General features: G+C 44.1%; 22 protein-coding genes. 19 read left to right on the forward strand and 3 right to left on the reverse strand.

Annotation, left to right across the window (positions count from 1 at the left end; all coding sequences use genetic code 11):
* Nucleotides 1-11: 11 nt before the first annotated feature.
* Genes whiA through ACQXR1_RS02275 form a run of 3 tightly spaced genes read left to right on the forward strand, consistent with a single transcriptional unit; the run spans nt 12 to nt 2008 of the window.
* Nucleotides 12-962: a DNA-binding protein WhiA gene (gene whiA, locus ACQXR1_RS02265; protein ID WP_003243775.1), complete on the forward strand. Its 951-nt coding sequence runs from the start codon at nt 12-14 to the stop codon at nt 960-962.
* A 23-nt stretch (nt 963-985) separates the two neighbouring features.
* The gene (locus ACQXR1_RS02270; protein ID WP_003219835.1) at nt 986-1243 is read left to right on the forward strand and encodes an HPr family phosphocarrier protein; all 258 of its coding nucleotides are present in this window, start codon (nt 986-988) and stop codon (nt 1241-1243) included.
* Nucleotides 1244-2008: an arylamine N-acetyltransferase family protein gene (locus ACQXR1_RS02275; protein WP_206869027.1), complete on the forward strand. Its 765-nt coding sequence runs from the start codon at nt 1244-1246 to the stop codon at nt 2006-2008.
* Nucleotides 2009-2043: 35 nt separating this feature from the next.
* On the opposite strand, the gene ACQXR1_RS02280 is transcribed toward ACQXR1_RS02275, so the two are convergent.
* Nucleotides 2044-2253: a hypothetical protein gene (locus ACQXR1_RS02280; RefSeq protein WP_014665489.1), complete on the reverse strand. Its 210-nt coding sequence runs from the start codon at nt 2251-2253 to the stop codon at nt 2044-2046.
* Nucleotides 2254-2399: 146 nt separating this feature from the next.
* Between ACQXR1_RS02280 and psdR the strand changes: the two genes are divergently transcribed.
* From psdR to psdB, 4 genes are all read left to right on the forward strand, one after another.
* Entirely contained in the window at nt 2400-3113 is a 714-nt protein-coding gene (gene psdR, locus ACQXR1_RS02285; protein ID WP_014478072.1) for a two-component system response regulator PsdR, read from the forward strand.
* On the forward strand, nt 3107-4177 hold the full coding sequence (gene psdS / locus ACQXR1_RS02290) for a two-component sensor histidine kinase PsdS (protein WP_136653792.1): 1071 nt from the start codon (nt 3107-3109) through the stop codon (nt 4175-4177). Before psdR ends, psdS begins: the two co-directional genes overlap by 7 nt.
* 82 nt (nt 4178-4259) lie before the next feature.
* A complete protein-coding gene (gene psdA / locus ACQXR1_RS02295; protein WP_014665486.1) occupies nt 4260-5039 on the forward strand; it encodes a lantibiotic ABC transporter ATP-binding protein PsdA in 780 nt (259 codons plus the stop codon).
* Nucleotides 5014-6954: a lantibiotic ABC transporter permease PsdB gene (gene psdB / locus ACQXR1_RS02300; protein WP_430771662.1), complete on the forward strand. Its 1941-nt coding sequence runs from the start codon at nt 5014-5016 to the stop codon at nt 6952-6954. Before psdA ends, psdB begins: the two co-directional genes overlap by 26 nt.
* A 36-nt stretch (nt 6955-6990) precedes the next feature.
* Here psdB and ACQXR1_RS02305 read toward each other — a convergent pair whose 3' ends face one another.
* Nucleotides 6991-7968: a 2-hydroxyacid dehydrogenase gene (locus ACQXR1_RS02305; protein WP_081483646.1), complete on the reverse strand. Its 978-nt coding sequence runs from the start codon at nt 7966-7968 to the stop codon at nt 6991-6993.
* 382 nt (nt 7969-8350) lie between these two features.
* On the opposite strand from ACQXR1_RS02305, the gene ACQXR1_RS02310 reads away from it, so the two are divergent.
* Both ACQXR1_RS02310 and ACQXR1_RS02315 read left to right on the forward strand, forming a co-directional pair.
* Nucleotides 8351-8944: a beta-class carbonic anhydrase gene (locus tag ACQXR1_RS02310; protein WP_080487971.1), complete on the forward strand. Its 594-nt coding sequence runs from the start codon at nt 8351-8353 to the stop codon at nt 8942-8944.
* An 18-nt stretch (nt 8945-8962) separates the two neighbouring features.
* Nucleotides 8963-10555, forward strand: coding sequence for a SulP family inorganic anion transporter (locus ACQXR1_RS02315; protein WP_003228175.1), 1593 nt, complete (start codon nt 8963-8965; stop codon nt 10553-10555).
* Nucleotides 10556-10582: 27 nt separating this feature from the next.
* Here ACQXR1_RS02315 and ACQXR1_RS02320 read toward each other — a convergent pair whose 3' ends face one another.
* A complete protein-coding gene (locus ACQXR1_RS02320) occupies nt 10583-10903 on the reverse strand; it encodes a MazG nucleotide pyrophosphohydrolase domain-containing protein (protein ID WP_430771663.1) in 321 nt (106 codons plus the stop codon).
* A 116-nt stretch (nt 10904-11019) separates the two neighbouring features.
* Here ACQXR1_RS02320 and ACQXR1_RS02325 point away from each other — a divergent pair, with 116 nt between their 5' ends.
* The 10 genes from ACQXR1_RS02325 (at nt 11020) to pgmB (ending at nt 23649) form a co-directional block, all read left to right on the forward strand.
* Nucleotides 11020-11595 (forward strand): TIGR00730 family Rossman fold protein, encoded by a 576-nt coding sequence (locus ACQXR1_RS02325; RefSeq protein WP_014665480.1) that lies wholly within the window; start codon nt 11020-11022, stop codon nt 11593-11595.
* Between the two features lie 199 nt (nt 11596-11794).
* A complete protein-coding gene (locus ACQXR1_RS02330; protein WP_430771664.1) occupies nt 11795-12745 on the forward strand; it encodes a LacI family DNA-binding transcriptional regulator in 951 nt (316 codons plus the stop codon).
* Between the two features lie 112 nt (nt 12746-12857).
* The gene (gene mdxD / locus ACQXR1_RS02335) at nt 12858-14627 is read left to right on the forward strand and encodes a maltogenic alpha-amylase (protein ID WP_430771665.1); all 1770 of its coding nucleotides are present in this window, start codon (nt 12858-12860) and stop codon (nt 14625-14627) included.
* Between the two features lie 95 nt (nt 14628-14722).
* On the forward strand, nt 14723-15976 hold the full coding sequence (gene mdxE / locus ACQXR1_RS02340; RefSeq protein WP_430771666.1) for a maltodextrin ABC transporter substrate-binding protein MdxE: 1254 nt from the start codon (nt 14723-14725) through the stop codon (nt 15974-15976).
* 39 nt (nt 15977-16015) lie between these two features.
* Nucleotides 16016-17323 carry a maltodextrin ABC transporter permease MdxF gene (gene mdxF / locus ACQXR1_RS02345; RefSeq protein ID WP_040081736.1) on the forward strand — a complete coding sequence of 436 codons (1308 nt, stop codon included), beginning with the start codon at nt 16016-16018 and terminating at the stop codon, nt 17321-17323.
* On the forward strand, nt 17324-18160 hold the full coding sequence (gene mdxG / locus ACQXR1_RS02350) for a maltodextrin ABC transporter permease MdxG (protein ID WP_069838662.1): 837 nt from the start codon (nt 17324-17326) through the stop codon (nt 18158-18160).
* 4 nt (nt 18161-18164) lie between these two features.
* Nucleotides 18165-19049, forward strand: coding sequence for a DUF1189 domain-containing protein (locus ACQXR1_RS02355; RefSeq protein WP_430771667.1), 885 nt, complete (start codon nt 18165-18167; stop codon nt 19047-19049).
* Nucleotides 19027-21300, forward strand: coding sequence for a glycoside hydrolase family 65 protein (locus ACQXR1_RS02360; protein WP_430771668.1), 2274 nt, complete (start codon nt 19027-19029; stop codon nt 21298-21300). Before ACQXR1_RS02355 ends, ACQXR1_RS02360 begins: the two co-directional genes overlap by 23 nt.
* Nucleotides 21293-22978 (forward strand): oligo-1,6-glucosidase, encoded by a 1686-nt coding sequence (malL, locus tag ACQXR1_RS02365; RefSeq protein ID WP_243571535.1) that lies wholly within the window; start codon nt 21293-21295, stop codon nt 22976-22978. Before ACQXR1_RS02360 ends, malL begins: the two co-directional genes overlap by 8 nt.
* Nucleotides 22975-23649, forward strand: coding sequence for a beta-phosphoglucomutase (pgmB, locus tag ACQXR1_RS02370; RefSeq protein WP_243571534.1), 675 nt, complete (start codon nt 22975-22977; stop codon nt 23647-23649). Before malL ends, pgmB begins: the two co-directional genes overlap by 4 nt.
* Nucleotides 23650-23651: the final 2 nt, after the last annotated feature.

The raw sequence follows: 23651 nt of genomic DNA on the forward strand, positions 1-23651 counted from the left end.
GAGGTGGCTATATGTCATTTGCATCAGAAACAAAAAAAGAATTAACCAATCTGGAAGTGAAAGACTGCTGCATTAACGCCGAGCTGTCTGCACTCATCCGGATGAATGGAGCTTTATCATTTACAAACCGCCATCTCGTACTCGATGTTCAAACCGAAAACGCGGCGATTGCCCGCCGCATCTATACATTGCTGAAAAAACAATATGACGTGTCGGTCGAGCTGCTGGTCAGAAAGAAAATGCGGCTGAAAAAGAACAACGTCTATATTGTGCGTTTTTCAGAAAATGCAAAAGCGATCTTAGAGGATTTAAAAATACTCGGGGAGAATTTTGTGTTTGAACGAAGTATTTCGAAAGAGCTGGTCAAAAAGAGATGCTGCAAGCGTTCTTATATGAGAGGAGCATTTTTGGCAGGAGGTTCGGTCAATAATCCGGAAACCTCCTCGTATCATTTAGAAATCTTCTCTCTTTATAAGGAGCATAACGATTCATTATGTGACCTGTTAAATGAGTTTCAGTTAAACAGCAAAACGCTTGAACGGAAAAAAGGCTACATCACCTATTTAAAAGAGGCTGAAAAGATTACAGAGTTTCTGAACGTAATCGGCGCTCACAACTCGCTTCTGCGATTTGAGGATGTCAGAATCGTTCGGGACATGAGAAATTCGGTCAACCGCCTCGTCAATTGTGAAACAGCCAACTTAAACAAAACGATCGGCGCTTCGCTGAGACAGGTGGAAAATATTAAATACATCGATGAAAGAATCGGCCTGGAGGCGCTTCCTGAAAAACTTCGGGAAATCGCGCAGCTGCGGATTGACTATCAGGAAGTGACGCTGAAAGAGCTGGGGGAAATGGTAGCAAGCGGGAAAATCAGCAAGTCAGGGATCAATCACAGGCTGAGAAAACTTGACGAAATCGCAGAACAGCTGCGGACAGGGCAAACCGTCACTTTAAAATAACCGTAAAGAAAAGGGGAGATCTTATGGTTCAACAGAAAGTGGAAGTTCGATTAAAGACAGGACTGCAAGCACGTCCTGCTGCTTTGTTTGTACAAGAAGCAAACCGGTTTACGTCAGATGTGTTTCTTGAGAAGGATGGGAAAAAGGTAAACGCCAAAAGCATCATGGGGCTGATGAGCCTGGCGGTAAGCACAGGCACTGAGGTTACCTTGATTGCCCAGGGAGAAGATGAACAAGAGGCGCTGGAGAAGCTGGCTGCTTACGTTCAAGAAGAAGTTTAGGTGATAAAAATGAGTGACTTTCTAAAAGACTGCTTTCAGAAAATCGGCTGGGAGAAAGACCATGTCAGCTTCGGCGATCTTCCCCTTTTTCTCAAAGCAATGGCATACCGTTTTCCATTTGAAAACCGTGCCGTACTTGCAAAAGAGAATTATAGGGTAACAAAAGAAGATCTATGGCGGCGTCTGGTCAAAGAACAGCACGGCGGCCTATGCTACGATTTAAATGGCTTCCTTTATTTTGTCTTGCGTGAGGCCGGTTTTCATGTGAAGCTCATTCGAGGAACGGTTTATGCAGGCAATCAAGAGGGATGGGCGCTAGAAGGGACGCATGCTGCTGTATTGCTGTCTGCGGAAAACGGCGATTACCTCGTTGATATTGGTTTCGGCATCAACCTGGCGCTTCAGCCGATACCGATTTCCGGAGAAACGGTACAGTCACCAGTCGGGTCATTCCGAATCAAAAAAGAAGAGACAGAAATGGGCAGCCATGTGCTGCTGATGGACAAAGGAGAAGGCTGGCAAATTGGGTACGCCTTTACCCTTGAAGAGAGCGATCTCTGTGATTTAGATAACATGAAGGACATGATTCACTCTCATGAAAAATCTCCTTTTAACAAATCACCGCTTGCCTCAAAGCTGACACCGAGCGGAAGGATGGTCATGTCAGACCGCCATTTCACGATTCATGAAAACGGCGGTGACATTCAAAAAAGGGATATCGGCCCTACAGAATTTGAAGAGAAATTAAATACTCATTTTTTGTAACGTAAAAAGCTTGCAGGTTATCTGCAAGCTTTTTCTTATGAGCAAGTGTAGATTGCTGTATCAAATGCGTCTTCAGGGATATACAGTTTTCCCTTTTCGTATTTATAAGGAATTTCATTCTCTTTAAAGCACTCTTTGGTATAGTCAGTTAGTGTATCCCCAATTTCTATGTATTTCCCGGTATAGTTGGGCTGACATGCTGAAAGAATTGACGTAATGGCCAGAAACAGCATGATTTTCTTCATCACGACACCTGCCTATTATGAAAATTTTACCTATACCATTCTATCATATCGAAAAGAAAAAGACCGATTTACTATTCTGCACATGCTATAATAATTTTGGAATCTTCTAGAAAAATCATTGTGATGTACATATAAGGGGGATCAACGTGTATCGGATTTTGCTTGTGGAAGATGATGAGCGGATTGCTTCTTTGCTGGGCGGTCATCTTCAAAAATACGGATATGAAGTAAAAATTGCTGAACAGCTGAATGATATAAAATTGGAATTTGCAGAAATGAAGCCTGATCTTGTCCTGCTTGACATCAACCTGCCTTTTTTTGACGGGTTTTATTGGTGCAGGCAAATACGTACGATTTCTAATGCGCCGATTATCTTTATATCAGCACGGACCGATGAGCTGAATCAGGTAATGGCGATTGAAAATGGCGGCGATGATTATATCACAAAGCCGTTCCATTTAGAGGTAGTGATGGCCAAAATCAAAAGCGTCCTGCGCCGCACATATGGTGAATATTCGCCCTCTTTGCCGCAGGAATCAAGAATAGTGGAACTTGGCGGGCTGACGATTTATCCTGATCAGAATGAAGCGGAGTGGAACAGTGTCCGGATTTTGTTTTCCCAAAAAGAATTCCAGCTTCTCTCGATTTTTGTGAGGGAGCATAAAAAAATTGTCTCCCGTGATGTGCTATTGGAGGCGTTATGGGATGACGTTGATTTTGTCGATGACAACACGTTAACGGTCAATGTCAACCGGCTGCGGAGAAAACTGGAGAATGCCGGACTGAAAGATTGTATTTCAACAATCAGAGGACAAGGCTATCAATTTCAAGTCAATCGGAAGGATGAAGCGGAGTGTTAAAGACGTATCTCATCGACCGTTTCGCCATTATACTATTTTCATTATTAGGGATAGGGGCCAGCATGCTGATTGCGTATTTAAGCATCATAGAGAGCGGCGCAGAACCATCTAAAGAAAATATGGTGTATATATGGATTTTGCCTGGTGTTCTTCTAGCTGCCGGTTTTGCAGCTGATTACGTTCGGCAATATTCCTTTCTCACTTATGTCAAAAAGCTTGCAGAGCAAGCGTCTGCTGCAAATGACATCGGACAGTCTTTGAAAGCCCGAAAGCCAAGAACAGGAGAGCAAGCGCTTTGGACGAAAATGATCAACGCACTCGGGCAGCAATACGAAAGCAGGCTCTCACAATATATCAATCAGCAAAAGCAGCATTATACCTTCACCAATCAATGGGTCCACCATATGAAAACACCGGTATCCGTCATTTCCTTAATGATTCAGGAAGGAAAAAGCGGAACCGCACCCTCTTTTCCGACGTTTTTAGAGGAGCTGGAGGATGAGAATGAGAGATTTCGCCACGGTCTTGATATGATGCTGCAAACGGCTCGGCTGGAGGAATTTTCCTTTGATGTAAAACCGCAAACCTTTGATTTGGCAGAAATGGTTCGTTCACTGATCAATCAGGAAAAACGTCAGTTTATTAAACGGCGCCTTTTTCCAACATTACATGTGCCGCCAAATGCCGTTCAGATTTCCAGTGATCAAAAGTGGCTTTCCTTTGTTGTCGAGCAAATCCTTTTCAACGCTTTAAAATATTCAAAGCAAGGTGTTGGAGACCCTATTACAATCCGGATTGAAACACAGGGACATGAGACACGATTGTCGGTTGCCGACGAAGGAATCGGCATACCGCCGCAGGATCTGCCGCGGATTTTTGACGCGTTTTTTACCGGAGAAAACGGACGAACCATGAAAGAGGCAACTGGAATGGGCCTTTATTTAGCAAAACAGGTGTGCAGCCGTCTCGGCCATAAGCTGTATGCGGAATCAAAAGAAGGGGCTGGCACTGTGATGACCATCGTGTTTTCAAGTGACACCCTCGTGAATGTGACAGCATTGTAAGGTTGGGGAGCGGAATTGCAAGAAAGTTCGATGGGAGGATGCTGACTTCCTTTTTATAATAAAGAAAAAGGAGGAGCAGAACATGAACGTGTTGCAAACAACGAACCTATCGAAAACGTACTATTCAAATAAAGGGACAATCTCATATCAAGCGCTCAGCGGCTTTGATCTCAGTGTGGCAAAAGGAGAATTTGTCGGGATTATGGGGCCGTCGGGAAGCGGAAAAACCACGCTTTTAAATTTGCTGGCTACCATTGATAAGCCGACGCAGGGCGAGATGATGATCAACGGCATTCAGCCGAAAACGTTAAAGGACCAGGACCTGGCTATGTTTCGCAGAAGAGAACTCGGCTTTGTCTTTCAGGACTTTAATCTGCTTGATACACTGACGATACGTGAAAATATTCTCTTGCCGCTCGCATTGGATAAGGTAAAGCTGAAAGAAATGGAAGCCCGTTTGGATGAACTGGCGGATACGCTGCAAATTAAGCATATTCTTGACCACCGGACATACGAAGTGTCGGGCGGGCAGCAGCAGCGGGCAGCCTGTGCCAGAGCGATTATTCACAATCCGGCCCTCATTCTTGCAGATGAACCGACAGGAAACCTCGACTCAAAATCGGCAAAGCAAGTGATGAACACGCTGGCTCAGCTGAATGAAGAAAAGGAAGCGACGATTTTATTGGTTACGCATGATGCCACAGCGGCAAGCTTCTGTAAACGGATTGTGTTTATTAAAGACGGACGTTTCTTTTCAGAGATTCACAGAGGAACAAACAGGCAGGTGTTTTATCAAAGTATATTGGATACCTTGAGTGTGTTGGGAGGCGATTTTCATGAATTTGAGAACCATCGCCCGTAAAAACATTCTTGGGAATCTGCAACGATATGTCGCCTACTTTTTAAGCTGTGTGTTTGCCGTTTCAGTGTTTTTTGTCTTCACATCTTTTATTTTTCATCCTGATGTCAATGAAGACAATATATATGGCGGAAGCCTTGTCAAAACATGCTTGAGTGCAGCTCTTGTCGTCATCATTGTGTTTTGTATATTTTTCATCACATATTCCAATTCGGCTTTTTTGCAGGCAAGAAAGAAAGAGTTTGGCCTGCTGACGCTGTTTGGCACATCAAAGCAGCAGCTTCGCAAGATGATTTATTATGAGCAATCACTCATTTCTCTTGCAGCGATTGCGGCCGGCATTGGAGCAGGTCTTTTATTTTCAAAACTGTTTTTTATGATCATGACATGGATGCTCAGCGTGAAGGTGCCGATTTCGTTTGCCATTGTACCGAAAGCGTTTGTGATGACAGCTGTCGGCTTTCTCATCCTGTTTCAGACGCTGCTCATTTTGTCACTGGGGCGGATTCGGAAGCTGGAAATCATTGAACTGATTAAATCGGCCCAAAAGCCGAAAAGCCTGCCGGTCTATTCGAAATGGCTCACTGTGCTGTCTTTGCTTTGTCTTGGCAGCGGTTATTACTTATCTGCAACAGCCAATGCGATCGACATGATGTTTCGTGTCTTTCCAATTTTGATCTTAGTATTAATCGGGACGTATTTCTTTTTTACCCAAAGCAGTGTGGCGTTCTTCCGCATGCTGTACAGAAAGAAAAACAGCTTCTATAAAGGCACGAATATTATTGTGCGTTCCAACATGATATTCAGGCTGAAGGATCATGCACGCATGCTGTTTTTAACCTCTGTCATTACGGCGGTCATACTCACAGCTACAGGTGTCATCTATATGTTTTATTCCGATTTACAAACGCAGGAGGAGCAAAGCATTCCTCAGTCTGTTTCCTGGGTAGAAAAAGACGCGTCTCGATTTCAGGTCATGAAGCCTGAGACGGCTGAGCATACATTGAAAAAAGCTCATGCTGTTATCAAGTATAAGGTGGATACAACAGGGATTCCGGTCACTTTCCAATCCGATTTGCCGTATGGAAACAAGAAAACAGAAACGGAAGCCTTGCTGATTCCAGCAAATATCTATAATCTAGTCGCAAAGGAAAAAGGGCTTCCAGTTATTCATTTACAAGAAAATGAAGCATTTATTAATGTTCCTTTTCAAATGATGGTGAAAGACACATTTGGAGAAGGGGAAACAGCGGCATTTCATATGAAGTCAGGAAAAACACTTTCCTACACAATGAAAAAGCAGCAAAACAAAGGGATATTGATGTCAGTCGATGGAGTCAGCCGTTTATTGGTCGTCAGCGAAAAGAGCTTTGACAGTCTGTCACAGAATGTGCCGCTGAAGGAACAGATGAGAGTGGTAGGTTATGAGCTTGAGCATTGGCAGGAGACGGTGGATGTCTCTGAAAAGCTTGAAAACATGGTGCCGAAAGAACATATATCTGATTTTCAAACGCGTGCTCCAAGCTATCAAATCGTGAAGCAGGGAGTTGCATTAATGCTGTTTATTGGTCTGTTTGTCAGCGTGCTGTTTTTTATCGTGCAAGGAAGCATGCTGTATTTGCGGATGTTTACAGAAATAGAAGATACAAGAGTGCAAGTTTTAGCATTAAAGAGAATGGGAATTACAGACAGAGAGATTCACTCGATCCTTGGAAAACAAATTGGATTTTTGTTCTTCATCCCATTTATTGCGGGCACAATTCACGCCGGCTTTGCGTATGCAGCGTTAAGCAATATGCTGAATTCCAACTTATTTTTTGAGGCTGTAATTGTCATCTTCATTTATTTTGTGTTCCAGGCTGTTTATTATATCGTTACCCGCCATATTTATAAGCGTGCTGTTCTTCAGCGAATGTAATATGAAATCCGGTCTGTATCAGACCGGATTTTTGATTTATTGAAATTCTCTTGTGAGATTTTTCGGTGTTTGTCCTTGAATGGCTGCGATCATATTTTCGGCAGCCTGTTTGCACATGTTGAAGCGCACTTTAGCTGTTGCTGAACCAATGTGAGGAAGCAACGTGACATTATCCAACTGTAAGAGCGGGTTATCTTGGGTAACAGGCTCTTTTTCGTATACGTCTAAGCCGGCTCCTCTGATCCAGCCTTCCTGAAGGGCGCGAATCAGCGCTTTTTCATCAACTGTCTTTCCCCGGGAAATATTGACGAAAATTGCTGAATCCTTCATCATCTTAAATTCACGTTCGCCTATCATATGGTACGTTTCATCTGTTAGCGGCGTAATGAGCAGAATAAAATCAGATTGCTCCAGCAATGTATCAAGCTCAGCGTACTTAACGCCGATGCTGTCTTCCGTTTCTTGTTTGCGATGGCGGTTATGATAAAGCACTTCCATATCAAAACCAAATTTGGCGCGTCTCGCTGCTTGTTCGCCAATTCTGCCCATGCCGATAATGCCTAACGTTTGATGGTGAACGTCAATGCCGAAAAGCGCTTCCTCTTCAACGGTTCCCCATTTTCCCGCTCTGACAAAACGGTCCAGTTCGGCAACACGTCTGGCAGAAGACAGAATCAAAGAAAAGGCCAGATCTGCTACTGTGTCATCCAGTGTATAAGGTGTATGAGTGCCGACGACTCCTCTTTCTTTCATTGCTTCTATATCGAAGTTATCGTAGCCTACTGATTGGTTGCTGACCACCTTGAGCTTTGGCGCGTGTTCCAGCAATTCACGATTGATTGACGGTCCGGACGTTCCTGACGTTAAAAGCCCTTCCGCATCTTTTAATTTCTCAAATAGCACATCACTCGGAAGCGTATCCTCCTGCCATACCTCATAACGGCAATGTTCACCGATGAATGCTTCAATCTCTTCAGGAATCGGTTTTGTGATAAATACAAATGGTTTCAACAAGGCTCCCCCTTTATGGCTGTCGTCCATTTTATTATATCGGAAATAAATAGATGTTAAAAATATGGCTGCGTCCATTTTAATTTCTGGTTCTTTTGAACTTAAAATGGAGATCGGACAGCTAAATCCGCTTAAAAAAGTTTTTTAATTATCAGAATTCACCTATATTTTTTGTCAGACAAATCATCAATATCGAGTTGGAGCCAGATTATAGGATTCAATAAATATAAATTTTATTATCTTTGAAAGATATAAATGTTTATGTTTTGATTCTACAGTCCAATTATAGTGTCTTTTTTTGAAAGCCTTTTCGCAGTGAATTCCTATGCTATAATTCCTTACTGTAAGCTGGGGAAGAAGGCTTGCAAAATCATATGGATGGGAGATGAATCAAATGGTTTCTTTAACATCAATTTTGGAACACAATCAGCGGTTTGTCAGAGAGAAGAAGTATGAACCGTACAAAACGACAAAGTTTCCTTCAAAAAAGCTCGTCATTGTCACCTGTATGGATACAAGGCTTACAGAACTTCTTCCGCAAGCAATGGGGCTTAAAAACGGTGATGCTAAAATTGTAAAAAACGCGGGAGCCATCGTTTCTCACCCATTTGGAAGCGTGATGAGAAGCATACTGGTCGCGATTTATGAATTGCAGGCTGAAGAGGTATGCATTATCGGCCATCATGAATGCGGAATGTCAGGACTGAATGCTTCCTCAATTCTTGAGAAAGCAAAGGAACGCGGAGTAGAGGATAGCTGCCTGAATTTGCTGACGAGCGCCGGACTTGATTTGAAAACGTGGCTGACCGGTTTTCACAGCGTGGAAGAAAGCGTTTCCCACAGTGTGAATCTGATCAAGAACCATCCGTTGCTGCCGAAAAAGGTGCCGGTACACGGGCTTGTCATTCATCCTGAAACAGGAAAACTAGATGTGGTCATTAACGGTTATGAAACTGAGCTCATAAACACACATTTATAAGGGAGGTTATAGCAAAATATGCGATTCTCAGGGAGATTCAAGGGATACAATTTGCAGAAATTTCAGAAAGATTTAATTGCAGGTATTGTAGTAGGTGTCGTGGCAATTCCATTAGGGATGGCGTTTGCCATTGCCTCGGGAGTCGAGCCTGAATATGGGCTGTACACTGTTGTTATAGCTGGGATTTGTATTTCTTTGTTTGGAGGATCTAAATATCAAATTGGCGGTCCGACGGGCGCCTTTGTCCCGATTTTATTCGGCATTATCATGCAGTATGGCTTGGAAAATCTGCTGATTGCCGGGTTTATGGCAGGAGTGATGCTGGTGCTGTTCGGGCTGTTTAAGCTCGGAAAAATAATGAAATTCGTGCCGAAACCCGTTATCGTCGGTTTTACAGCCGGAATTGCCGTGCTGATCTTTACGGAACAAATCGCTAATTTTCTCGGATTGAGAAATGTTGAAAAACATGAGAACTTTCATCACAACATGTTTGAAATTGTGCAGCAGCTCGGCACCTTTAACGTGTATGCCATTTTGACAGCTGTGATCGGGCTCGTCATTTTGCTTGTATCCGCCAAGGTGATGCCTAAAGTGCCGGGCGCTTTGTTGGCGCTTCTTATTTCCACAGTGGTCGCGGTTGTCTTTTTCCCTGACCGCATGGCAACGATTGGGTCAACTTATGGAGAAATCCCCCGCCATTTGCCTGAATTTCAGTTTCCTGAGCTTACTCTGGATAAAATGGTCATGCTGTTTCCGGCAGCGCTTGTCATCGCGCTTCTTGGAGGACTTGAGTCGATTTTGTCGGCAATGGTCGCTGATAACATGAAGGGCTCAAAGCATGACAGCAACAAAGAGCTTGTCGGCCAGGGGATTGCGAATATGGCAGCGCCCTTGTTTGGCGGAATCCCGGCTACAGGAGCGATTGCAAGAACGGCGACCAATATAAAAAACGGAGCGGTTTCCCCTGTTTCCGGCGTCGTTCACGGTGTAGTCGTTCTCCTTGTCCTGCTTGTATTCGCGCCTTATGCCTCCCATGTGCCGCTTGCCAGTATGGCACCGATTCTCATGGTGGTCGCGTGGAATATGAGTGAGCGCAAGGAAGTCGCAAATATGCTGAGACTGAAAAACGCTGATTCCTTTATTTTGGCGGCGACCTTCGCCCTCACGGTTCTGTTTGACTTAATCATCGGTGTGGCAACCGGATTGCTGCTTGCATTCGTGTTCTTTATCAGAAGAATGAGCGAAGCGACCCGCATCCACAATCAGGAATCGCATCCTGTTCTGGCGAAGAGAGAAGATCCATCTGTCAGTATGTATGCAATAGAAGGGCCGCTGTTTTTCGGATCAATTGATTCCCTTGAATCGTCATTGCTGGAGCATGTACAGAAAAAACCGAAAACCCTCATCCTGCTCATGAATAAGGTGCACTATATGGATACGTCAGCTGAAGCGGTGCTAGGGAACATTATGAATCGAATTAAGCGCCACAATGGAAAGCTGATGATTGTAGGATTACAATCGCAGCCGAAGGAGCTGCTGCATAAAACAGGCCTTTTTCACAAAATAGGAAAACAGCATTTCTTTGATCACCATGATGAAATCACAGGTTAAAAAAAGCGGCCATTGCGGCCGCTTTTTTTATGCATGCTCAAATCGTTTTGTCAGTTTTTCTTGGTGGGCCTTCATGACGTCTTCTAAAGAGACACCATACATATCAGCAAGAATGGCGATATTTCCGATGACATCTCCCATTTCTTCGATCAATTCTTGTTTTTTCTCAGCGCGTGACGATTCTTTCTCATCCGGCCGGTCTCTGCCAATTTCATACGCCCTCACAGCCTGGGCCAGTTCTCCGGCTTCCTCCATTAAAAAGCCGACCCGAATAAACGGCCCGTATTCTGTCCAGCCTCTTTTTTCGTAAAACTCTTTCATCCATTTTTCTGCATCAGCCAGCTGCAACATCATCACTCCTGCATTCTTTATGTATTTCATATTGATATTATCACATGAAGATGGGACAATATATAGTGTCTTTCGGGATATTTAACACGATATATAGATGCGGAGATGACAAGATGAAAACCATTTGTGTATTTGCAGGGTCAAACCCAGGGGGAAATGAAGCGTATAAAAGAAAAGCGGCAGAGCTTGGCACGTACATGGCTGAGCAGGGAATCGGGCTTGTCTATGGGGGCTCCCGCGTAGGCTTGATGGGCACGATTGCTGACGCGATTATGGAAAACGGCGGAACTGCAATCGGGGTCATGCCGAGCGGTTTGTTCAGCGGAGAAGTTGTTCATCAAAACCTGACTGAGCTGATTGAAGTAAACGGGATGCATGAACGAAAGGCTAAAATGAGCGAGCTGGCGGACGGCTTTATCTCGATGCCGGGAGGGTTCGGTACATATGAAGAATTATTTGAAGTGCTTTGCTGGGCACAGATCGGCATCCACCAAAAACCAATCGGACTGTACAATGTAAACGGATATTTTGAACCGATGATGAAAATGGTGAAATACAGTATACAAGAAGGGTTTTCTAACGAATCGCACCTAAAACTGATTCACAGCTCATCACGGCCGGATGAGTTAATTGAGCAAATGCAGAATTATTCTTATCCGATTTTAGAGAAAAAGTGGACGGAAATTTAAAAAGATCCTTTCTTGTGAATAGCGTATTTGGTCTAATTGCCGGGCAGAGAATGTATTAAAAATCGAGTTTTTTAACAATGTGAGGTTTCCAGAAGGAAATCTCTTTTTTATTTCTCTTTTGCCTGTATTGTATATTTAGCAGTAATAGAGGACTTTTTCACTAGTTTGGATAATAAGCACAGTTAAGGAGGGGATGAAAATGGCAACGTTGTCAGATGTGGCAAAAAAAGCTAATGTTTCGAAAATGACGGTATCACGAGTGATCAATCACCCTGAGACGGTGACAGATGAATTGAAAAAGCTTGTTCATTCTGCGATGAAAGAGCTGAATTACATCCCTAATTATGCGGCAAGAGCGCTCGTGCAAAACAGAACACAGGTTGTAAAACTATTGATTCTTGAGGAAATGGATACGACAGAACCATATTACATGAACCTGCTGACCGGAATCAGCAGGGAGCTGGATCGCAATCACTATGCTCTCCAGCTTGTGACAAGAAATTCTCTCAATATTGGCCAATGTGACGGCATTATTGCCACCGGCTTGAGAAGGACTGATTTTGAAGGTGTAATAAAAGCGTTTGAGAAGCCGCTCGTCATATTCGGGCAAAATGAAATGGGCTATGACTTTATCGATGTGAATAACGAGAAAGGCACTTTTATGGCAACCCGACATGTGATGGGGCTGGGTGAGCGGGAGGTGGTCTTTTTTGGCATTGATTTAGATGAGCCTTTCGAACGTGCAAGAGAACAGGGGTATATACGGGCGATGAATAAAAGCTTTAAAAAGACGAATATGTTTCGGGTCGACAACAGTTCTACGAAAAGTGAAGGCCTTGCAAGAGAACTGCTGACATCCATGGACAATCAGGCGGCATTTGTCTGCGCATCTGATCGAATCGCGCTCGGCGTCATTCGTGCGGCACAATCGCTTGGAAAGCGAATTCCAGAAGATGTGGCGGTTACCGGGAATGACGGTGTGTTTCTTGATCGCATCTCCTCACCGCGGTTGACTACGGTCAGACAGCCTGTTGTTGAAATGGGAGAAGCCTGTGCGAAAATGTTGCTGAAAAAAATGAATGAAGACGGTGCTGCTCAAGGAAGCCTATTTTTTGAACCAGAGTTAATTGTACGAGAATCAACGCTGTAAGCGCCTTATTCTGTTATCGGTAACAGGGGGAAAAGGATTGTTCCTGCTATTCCGTCATGATACTTTCAAACTATGAGCCGGCTTCAATAACACGGAAATCAAAGGGGGAAACATGATGGAATATGCAGCGATTCACCATCAGCCATTCAGTACTGATGCTTATTCTTATGATGGGCGGACAGTGCATATCAAGATTCGGACGAAAAAAGATGACGCAGATCACATTCGAGTCATTTGGGGTGATCCCTATGAGTACAACGACGGCAGCTGGTCGGCAAACGAGCAGCCGATGAAGAAAATTGCCGCAACAGACGTGCATGACTATTGGTTTGCTGAAGTGGTGCCGCCATTTAGGCGTTTACAATATGCGTTTGTTGTAACAGATGATCATGAAGATATCTTTTTCGGAAGCTCGGGTGTATGCCCTTATAACGAAAAAACATTGGAGACGATCCATTATTATTTTAAATTTCCATTTGTTCATGAGGCTGATACATTTCAAGCGCCTGAATGGGTCAAGTCAACGGTTTGGTATCAAATTTTTCCGGAGCGTTTTGCAAATGGAAGAGAGGACTTGTCACCGAAGAATGCATTGCCGTGGGGGAGCAAGGACCCGGACGTCAATGATTTTTTTGGAGGGGATTTGCAAGGGATTGTTGACAAGCTTGATTATTTAGAGGATTTAGGGGTGAACGGCATTTATCTGACGCCGATCTTTTCCGCGCCTTCTAATCATAAATACGACACGCTGGATTACTTTTCTATTGATACTCATTTTGGGGATCCCGAGCTTTTTCGTACATTGGTCAGCCAGCTTCATCAGCGGGGGATGAGAATTATGCTAGATGCGGTTTTTAACCATATAGGAAGCGCGTCTCCGCAATGGCAGGATGTCGTCAAAAACGGAGCTCAATCCCGCTATAAAGACTGGTTCCATATTCACTCTTTTCCTGTCAGAGAAGACAATTATGACAGGTTTGCTTTTACAGCTGATATGCCGAAGCTAAACACGGCCAATCCCGAGGTGCAGAAATATTTACTTGATATTGCTTTGTACTGGATTCGGGAATTTGACATTGACGGCTGGCGTTTGGATGTCGCAAATGAAGTGGATCATGTTTTTTGGAAGACATTCAGGAAGGCTGTATCAGCAGAAAAGCCTGATGTTTATATTTTAGGTGAGATCTGGCATTCTGCTGAACCCTGGCTTAGAGGGGATGAATTTCATGCGGTGATGAACTACCCTTTTACAGAGCCTATGATTGAATACTTTGCTGACCAGACGATCCCAGCCTCACGTATGGCCCACCGTGTCAATGCACATTTGATGAATGGGATGAAGCAGGCCAATGAGGTGATGTTTAATTTACTGGATAGCCATGATACAAAGCGTCTTTTGACCAGATGCCGCAATGATGAGAAGAAAGCACGCGCGTTGCTGGCCTTTATGTTTGCCCAGACAGGCTCACCATGCATCTATTACGGAACGGAAATCGGGCTGGACGGCGAAAATGATCCATTATGCCGGAAATGTATGGTTTGGGAAACGGAAAAGCAAAACCAGGACATGCTGCGATTTATGAAACGGTTAATTGCTTTACGCAAGCAGGAAAACACTTTGTTGACTGAAGGACATCTTGAGTGGAATCTGCTGGATGACAAAAATGATTTTATCAGCTTTTCGCGGACTCTCGATGAAAAAATACTGATTTATTTCTTTAATCAGGGGAATGCGGTTCAACACGTCAGTTTACGAGAATTGAATATTGAAAGGAATAAGAAAATCTGCGATGCATGGACAGAGCAGCCGCTTCATCATCACGATGTCATTGCCGTTCAGCCGGGGGAATTTTTGATTTTGAGTGCTGTCGCCCCAGTATAACATTCTGTTATCGGTAACAAATCGAAAGTTGTTGTAACCGCTTTCTGCAGGACAATACAATTGTTATAGTTTCGTAAATAGAAGGGGGAAAAGAGATGGTTCTTTTTAAAAAGGGGTTGGCCATATTGGCGGCATCATTTCTGGCAATCAGCCTTGCCGCCTGCTCAAGTTCAAAAAATCCAGCGAGCGCTGATGGCAAAAAGGTGCTGACTGTGTCTGTCGAGGAAACGTATAAAGAATACATTGAAAGCATCAAAGCAAAGTTTGAAAAAGAGAATGATGTCACAGTAAAAATTGTTGAAAAGCAAATGTTCGAACAGTTGGAAGCGCTTCCTCTTGATGGCCCGGCCGGTAACGCGCCTGATGTTATGCTTGCTGCATATGACCGGATCGGCGGTTTGGGACAGCAGGGGCATTTGCTCGACATTAAGCCCTCTCATACAAAGAGCTTTGGAAAGAAAGAAATGCAGCAGGTGACAGTTGACGGCAAAGTGTACGGAATGCCGCTAGTCATTGAGACACTTATTTTGTATTACAACAAAGATCTTTTAAAAACAGTACCCAAAACATTTAAAGACCTTGAAAAGTTAATGGAGGATCCTCGATTCGCGTTTGCTTCGGAAAAAGGAAAATCAACCGGATTTTTAGCAAAATGGACTGACTTTTATATGTCGTACGGCTTATTGGCTGGATACGGCGGATATGTATTTGGAAAAAACGGCACAGATTCCGGGGACATCGGCCTGAACAACAAAGGGGCTGTGGAAGCGGCGAAATATGCAGAGAAATGGTTTAAAACCTATTGGCCGAAAGGAATGCAAGACAATTCAAGCGCAGACGACTTTATTCAGCAGATGTTTTTAGAAGGCAAAGCGGCTGCGATCATTGGCGGACCGTGGTCAGCTGCCAACTATAAAGAAGCTAAATTGAACTACGGAGCAGCTCCCATTCCGACATTGCCAAATGGAGAAGAATACGCCCCTTTTGCCGGCGGGAAGGGCTGGGTTGCCTCGAAATATACAAAAGAACCCGAGCTGGCTGAAAAATGGATTGAGTATGCTGCAAATGATGCCAATGCTTACGCTTTTTATGAGGATACAAACGAAGTTCCAGCCAACACTGCTGCAAGGAAGAAAGCCGATGAGCAAAAGAATGAACTGACGTCAGCTGTGATTAAACAATATGAAACAGCAACGCCGACTCCAAATATTCCGGAAATGGCTGAGGTATGGACAGGAGCGGAAAGTTTGATTTTTGATGCAGCTTCAGGAAAAAAATCCACACAAACAGCAGCGGATGATGCTGTAAACACCATAAAGGAAAATATTAAAGAAAAGTATGTGAAATAAAACGGCGGGATAGCGTCCGGAAGAATAGAGGGCGGAAAAATGAATAAACATCATACACTTGCAAAGCAAAAACGAAAGGCAGGGCTTTTATCGATCATTCCAGGACTTGGGCAGATTGCGAATCAGCAGTTGTCAAAGGGGCTCTTATTTCTTGCCATCACAGGCTTGTTTGCTTTTGAATTATGCGTTTTCGGTATTCAGGCGCTAACCGGATTGATGACATTGGGAAGTGTTGCCGGTGAAGACCACTCGCTGTTTATGCTGATTGAAGGCACGCTGCAATTGATCGTGACGGTGATTTTCCTCATGTTCTATATCTTTAATATTCATGATTCGCGTAAGACCGCCGCAATGAAAGCGGCGGGTTTGGAGATCAATACATCGGCCAAGGATATGCTCAGTTATGCGGGTGATAAAGGGTTTCCATATCTCTTTACACTGCCGGCATATATCATGATGGTATTTGTGATTATCTTTCCGGTTTTGGTGACTCTGTTTGTTGCATGTACAAACTATGATTTTTATCATATACCGCCTAATCATCTGATTGACTGGGTCGGTTTCAAGAATTTCTTGAATATTTTTTTCCTCGGCTCCTATCGTGAAACATTTGTAAATGTACTTGGCTGGACGGTCATCTGGACCATTTGCGCAACAACGCTGCAAATCATTTTAGGTATTGTGACCGCCCTTTTCGTCAATCAGGATTTTATCAAAGGCAAGCGGATATTTCGAATGATTTTCTTATTTCCATGGGCTGTTCCGGCGTTTATTACAATCATGAGTTTTTCCAACATGTTTAACGACAGCATAGGAGCGGTGAATGCACAGGTGATTCCACTATTCAATCATCTGCCGTTTGTTGAGCTGCCTGCGATCGCGTGGAAGACCGATCCTTTCTGGACAAAGACAGCCCTCATTATGATTCAGACGTGGCTCGGCTTTCCATATATTTATGTCATGGTAACGGGAGTGCTTCAGGCGATTCCAGGTGAATTATATGAAGCGGCAAAGATTGACGGGGCCACTTTTATTCAGCGTTTTCGGCATATTACATTTCCGATGATTTTATTTGCGACAGCACCCGTGATGATTACTCAGTATACGTTTAATTTCAATAATTTCTCGATCATCTACTTATTTAATGAGGGAGGACCAGGCAGTGCGGGAGCCGGGGCCGGGTCGACCGATATCTTAATTTCGTGGATTTATAAACTGACAACAGGCACATCACCCCAATATTCTGTTGCGGCGGCTGTGACACTGTTAATTTCTTTCATTGTCATTGGAATTTCACTGATTGCTTTCAAAAAATCGAATGCTTTTGGCAATGAGGAGGTTATGTAGGTGAACGCGAGAACTGCCAGATTCCTTAGTAGAATCTGTACGTATTTGTTTTTAACGCTTTTAAGTATTGTCATTATATATCCGTTGCTGATTACGGCATCATCAGCCTTCCGTGTGGGGAATTCGGCGGCTTTTCAGCTCGATTTTTCGGGGGCTTGGACATTGGATCATTTTAAGCGGCTATTTGACGAAACGCTTTATCTAAATTGGTACAGCAATACACTTGTCATCGCGCTATCGGTTATGGTTTTGCAGGTTACAATCGTGACGCTTGCCGGGTACTCGTACAGCCGCTATCGGTTTGCAGGCAGAAAAAAGAGCCTGATATTCTTTTTAATCATTCAAATGGTGCCAACGATGGCAGCGCTGACTGCTTTTTATGTCTTGGCGATGCTGATAGGCGCACTCGATCAATACTGGTTTTTGACAGCCATCTATATCGGCGGCGGAATACCGATGAACACGTGGCTGATGAAAGGTTATTTTGATACTGTGCCAAGAGAAATTGATGAAGCCGCGCGAATTGACGGAGCGGGCCATCTGAGGATTTTCGCTTCAATCGTTCTGCCGCTTGTTAAGCCAATGCTCGCGGTGCAAGCGCTTTGGGCGTTTATGGCACCGTTTGGCGATTATTTGCTGGCAAAGTTTTTGCTTCGCTCACCGGAAAGGCTGACCATTGCTGTAGGGCTGCAGTCCTTTATTTCAAATCCGCAGCAGCAAAAAGTCGCTCTATTTGCGGCTGGTGCCATCCTTGCCGCACTGCCGATATGCGTTCTATTCTTTTTTCTCCAAAAGAACTTTGTGTCCGGTTTGACAGCCGGCGGAACAAAGGGGTAATTCAATGAAGAATCTGGAGAATAAAAGCTTTATCATTCGCTGCCTGAAGGCGGTTGCATCTCCATCAGGTGTTTGCCGCTGGGGGAATACCTTCAGCTGGCTGCAGCTCTCTTTTCTCTTTATGTTTGTAACGGTCTCCTTGATGGCACCGTTGACAGTTTCGTTTCTGAAAATGGATCGTTTCAGCGTTGCATCTTTCGTGCCGTCAGCGATTCAAAAGGTGAATGATACATTTGCTGATCAATTACAAGGTGTTCAAATCAGAAATGGAAAACTAACAGGCGGGAAGAGCTCTGAGAGGATTGAAGATGGGCAGAATGTGATGGCGGTCGATATGAAGCATGAATATGAGACAAACGGTGAAAATGGGCGATTGAAAGTGAAGGGATTTGACAATGCCATCGTATTTCAGCCTGATCGACTGGTAATGACCGATCAAAACGGAGCAGGGTTTTCTGTTGGCTATGCAAAAATGGACGTTAAGCTCGAGAATCCAAACGCCCATGATGTAGAGGTTTTGATCGATACATTGTGGTTGGCGCAGTATAAGCCGATGATTATGCTCCTGGCATATGCGGTGATTTTGATGATCCAGCTGTTTGTAACGGTTGTTCTTGCCGGAGGCCTTTGGATCACAAAAAGATCAAACATGGTCTCTATTGCGTCATTCAAGGAAGCGGCATCTATAGCGATTTGCGCTTCAGCACTGCCGGCATTTGCGGCAGCTGCTATCGGTCTGGTTCATTTTGACTTAATTACTGTATTGATGATCCATTCGTGCGGCGTCACTTTGATGATCACTTTGGCATTTAGATATTTGACAAAAACCCGCCGTGATAATGGAAACTTACATTCGGGAGGAAATGATGATAAATCAGCGGTTATTTGAGATTGATGAATGGAAAATCAAAACAAATACATTTCAAAAGGAGCACATGCGGCTGCTGGAAAGCCTGACGTCTCTTGCCAACGGCTATATGGGGGTCAGAGGGAATTTTGAAGAAGGCTATTCAGGCGACAGTCACCAAGGCACATATATTGCAGGCGTGTGGTTCCCTGACAAAACGCGAGTAGGCTGGTGGAAAAACGGGTATCCGGAATATTTCGGTAAAGTAATCAATGCGATGAACTTTATGGGCATAGGCTTATATGTTGACGGTGAAAAAATTGATCTCTATCAAAATCCAATCGAATCATTTGAGGTGGAACTCAATATGAAAGAGGGGATTCTGCGGCGAAGCGCTGTTGTCCGCATTCAGGATAAAACCGTCAGAATCAGCTCGGAGCGATTTCTTAGCCTTGCTGTAAAAGAACTTTGCGCAATTCATTATGAAGCGGAGTGCCTGACGGGAGATGCTGTCATTACGCTTGTTCCATACCTGGATGGAAATGTGGCAAATGAAGATTCTAACTACCAAGAACAGTTTTGGCAGGAAGAAGTGAAAGGGGCTGATTCCCACAGCGGCTATTTAGCGGCAAAAACGATCGAAAATCCATTTAGAACACCGCGTTTTACTGTTTTAGCCGCAATGGCAAACGTGACAGATCGCTTTGTCAGTGAAAGCTCTCAAACAGCCGGGATGTATGTTGAGAATCGCTACAGCTACCAAACGAAGGCATCTTTGAAAAAGTTTATTATCGTCACGACTTCCCGTGATTTTCGGGAAGAAGAATTGTTAACGAAAGCTAAGGAGCTTTTGGCGAATGCTGTTGAGAACGGTTACGAAGAAGCAAAACGGAGGCACACTGATCAATGGAAGGAAAGATGGTCAAAAGCGGACATTGAGATTAAAGGGGATGAGGAGCTTCAGCAAGGAATCCGCTACAATATCTTTCAGTTATTCTCGACATACTACGGGGGCGATGCCCGTTTGAATATCGGGCCAAAAGGATTTACTGGCGAGAAATATGGAGGTGCCGCATATTGGGATACAGAGGCTTACGCTGTTCCGATGTATTTGGCGACAGCCGAGCCAGAGGTGACGAAAAACCTGCTTTTGTACCGCTATCATCAGTTGGAGCCTGCTAAACGAAACGCCGAAAAATTGGGGATGAAGGGGGCCCTTTATCCGATGGTGACGTTCACAGGGGATGAATGCCACAACGAATGGGAGATCACCTTTGAAGAAATTCACCGCAATGGCGCGATCTGCTATGCAATCTACAATTATATCAATTATACAGGCGACCGCGGCTATATGGAGGAATATGGGATAGACGTTCTTGTGGCAGTCAGCAGATTTTGGGCCGACCGCGTTCACTTCTCGAAACGAAAAAACAAGTATATGATCCATGGCGTCACAGGGCCGAATGAATATGAAAACAACGTCAACAACAATTGGTATACAAATGTCATTGCGGCTTGGACGTTGGAGTATACATTAGAAAACCTTGAAAGTATCTCAGCGGAGAAACGCCGCCTTCTTGATGTACAGGAAGAAGAATTAAGCGTCTGGAGAGAAATCATCCAGCACATGTACTATCCGTATAGTGAAGAACTGCAGATTTTCGTTCAGCATGACACATTCTTGGACAAAGACCTGCAAACAGTTGATGAATTAGATCCAGCTGATCGGCCTCTTTATCAGAATTGGTCATGGGACAAAATTCTCCGCTCCAATTTTATTAAGCAGGCAGATGTTCTCCAAGGCATGTATTTTTTTAATGACCGTTTTACAATGGAAGAAAAACGGCGACACTTTGAATTTTATGAACCGATGACTGTTCATGAATCAAGCCTATCGCCATCTGTCCATGCGATTCTCGCAGCCGAACTCAGGCTGGAACAAAAAGCGCTTGAATTATATAAGCGCACAGCAAGGCTTGATCTTGATAATTACAATCATGATACGGAAGAAGGCTTGCATATTACTTCAATGACGGGAAGCTGGCTGGCAATTGTTCACGGTTTTGCGGGCATGCGCACCGCGAATGAGACGCTGTCATTTCATCCGTTTTTGCCGAAGGAATGGGACGGCTATTCATTCAACATCAATTATCGAAACCGATTACTCAATGTGACGGTTGACGAAAGGAGCGCCGTGTTTGAGCTTGTAAAAGGCGAGCCGCTGCATATGAAAGTTTATGAGGAACCGGTTGTCCTAAAGGGACGATGTGAAAGGAGAATCCCTAATGAGTGAATGGTGGAAAGAAGCTGTCGTTTATCAAATTTACCCGCGCAGTTTTTATGATGCCAATGGAGATGGATTCGGAGATTTGCAAGGTGTGATTCAAAAGCTGGATTACATCAAAAATCTCGGGGCGGATGTCATCTGGCTCTCTCCGGTGTTTGATTCCCCGCAGGATGACAACGGCTACGATATCAGTGACTACAAAAACATGTACGAAAAGTTTGGGACAAATGAAGATATGTTTCAGCTGATAGATGAAGTGCATAAACGCGGAATGAAAATCGTCATGGATTTGGTTGTGAACCACACGTCGGATGAACATGCCTGGTTTGCTGAAAGCCGTAAATCGAAGGACAATCCTTACCGGGATTATTATTTTTGGAAAGACCCTAAACCGGACGGCTCAGAGCCGAATAATTGGGGATCGATCTTTTCAGGCTCGGCGTGGACATACGATGAAGGGACAGGACAGTATTATTTGCACTACTTTTCGAAAAAACAGCCTGATTTAAATTGGGAAAATGATGCCGTTCGCCGGGAAGTTTATGATGTAATGAGATTCTGGATGGATAAAGGCGTTGACGGCTGGCGAATGGATGTGATCGGCTCCATTTCCAAACACACCGATTTTCCGGACTACGAAACGGATCACACCCGCAGCTATATCGTCGGCCGTTATCATTCTAACGGCCCCCGTCTTCATGAGTTTATTCAAGAAATGAACAGGGAAGTGCTTTCTCATTACGACTGCATGACGGTCGGAGAGGCAAACGGCTCTGATATTGAAGAGGCGAAAAAGTACACAGACGCAAGCAGGCAAGAGCTGAATATGATTTTTACATTTGAACATATGGATATTGATACAGAACAAAACTCGCCAAATGGGAAATGGCAGATCAAACCGTTCGATTTGGTTGCTTTAAAAAAGACGATGACAAGGTGGCAGACCGGGTTAATGAATGTCGGCTGGAATACCCTGTATTTTGAAAACCATGACCAGCCGAGGGTTATTTCCCGCTGGGGCAATGACGGGAAGCTGCGTAAGGAATGTGCGAAGGCATTTGCAACGGTACTCCACGGTATGAAAGGAACACCGTTTATTTACCAAGGAGAAGAAATCGGTATGGTTAACAGCGATATGCCGCTGGAGATGTATGACGATCTTGAAATAAAAAATGCATATCGTGAGCTAGTCGTTGAAAACAAAACGATGTCAGAAAAAGAGTTTCTCAAAGCCGTGATGACAAAAGGACGGGATCATGCGAGAACACCGATGCAGTGGGATGCTGGAAAACATGCGGGATTCACAGCCGGAGACCCGTGGATACCGGTAAATTCCCGCTATCAAGCTATCAATGTGAAAGAGTCCTTGGAAGATCAAGATTCCATTTTCTATTACTATCAGAAGCTCATTCAATTACGAAAGCAATATAAGATCATCATATATGGCGATTATCAGCTGCTGCAGGAAAATGATCCGCAAGTTTTTTCGTACCTCCGAGAATATCAAGGGGAAAAGCTTCTCGTCGTTGTGAATTTGTCGGAAGAAAAGGCGCTGTTCGAAGCGCCTCCGGAACTGATTCATGAGCGTTGGAAAGTGCTGATTTCGAACTATCCGCAGGAGCCGGCTGACTTGAAGAGTATTAGCCTCAAACCTTATGAAGCTGTGATGGGCATTAGCATATGAAAGCGGTCATTTTTGACTTAGACGGAGTGATAACCGATACAGCTGAATATCATTTTCTTGCGTGGAAGCACATTGCAGAACAAATCAATATCCCCTTTGACAGAGACATGAATGAAAGGCTAAAAGGAATCAGCCGAGAAGCGTCACTAGAAAGGATACTTATTTTTGGCGGAGCGGAAAAAAAGTATACAAATGCTGAGAAACAAGAACTCATGCATCAAAAGAATCAATATTATCAAACATTGATCAGCAAATTGACGCCGGAAGATCTTTTGCCGGGAATCGGCAGTTTTCTTTGTGAATTAAAAAACGAAAATTTAAAAATCGGGTTAGCATCCTCTAGCCGCAATGCCCGCGCGATCTTAAAACGTTTGGCGATTAGTGATGATTTTCATGCCATTGTTGACCCGGCAGCTCTTGCGAAGGGGAAGCCCGATCCTGAAATCTTTTTAACAGCTGCAGCGCTGCTCGATGTTTCCCCGGCTGATTGCGCGGCAATAGAAGACGCAGAAGCAGGCATTTCCGCAATCAAATCCGCAGGGATGTTTGCGGTTGGAGTCGGTCAAGAACAGTCGATGATTGGTGCTGACCTGGTTGTGAGGCAGACGAGTGATCTGACACTTGAGCTGTTACACGGGGAATGGGAGCAGTATAGAATCAAAAGTGTTTAAAT

This window comes from Bacillus sp. ATD, from assembly GCF_050585765.1.
In the GTDB taxonomy this organism is placed as follows: Bacteria; Bacillota; Bacilli; order Bacillales; family Bacillaceae; genus Bacillus; species Bacillus stercoris.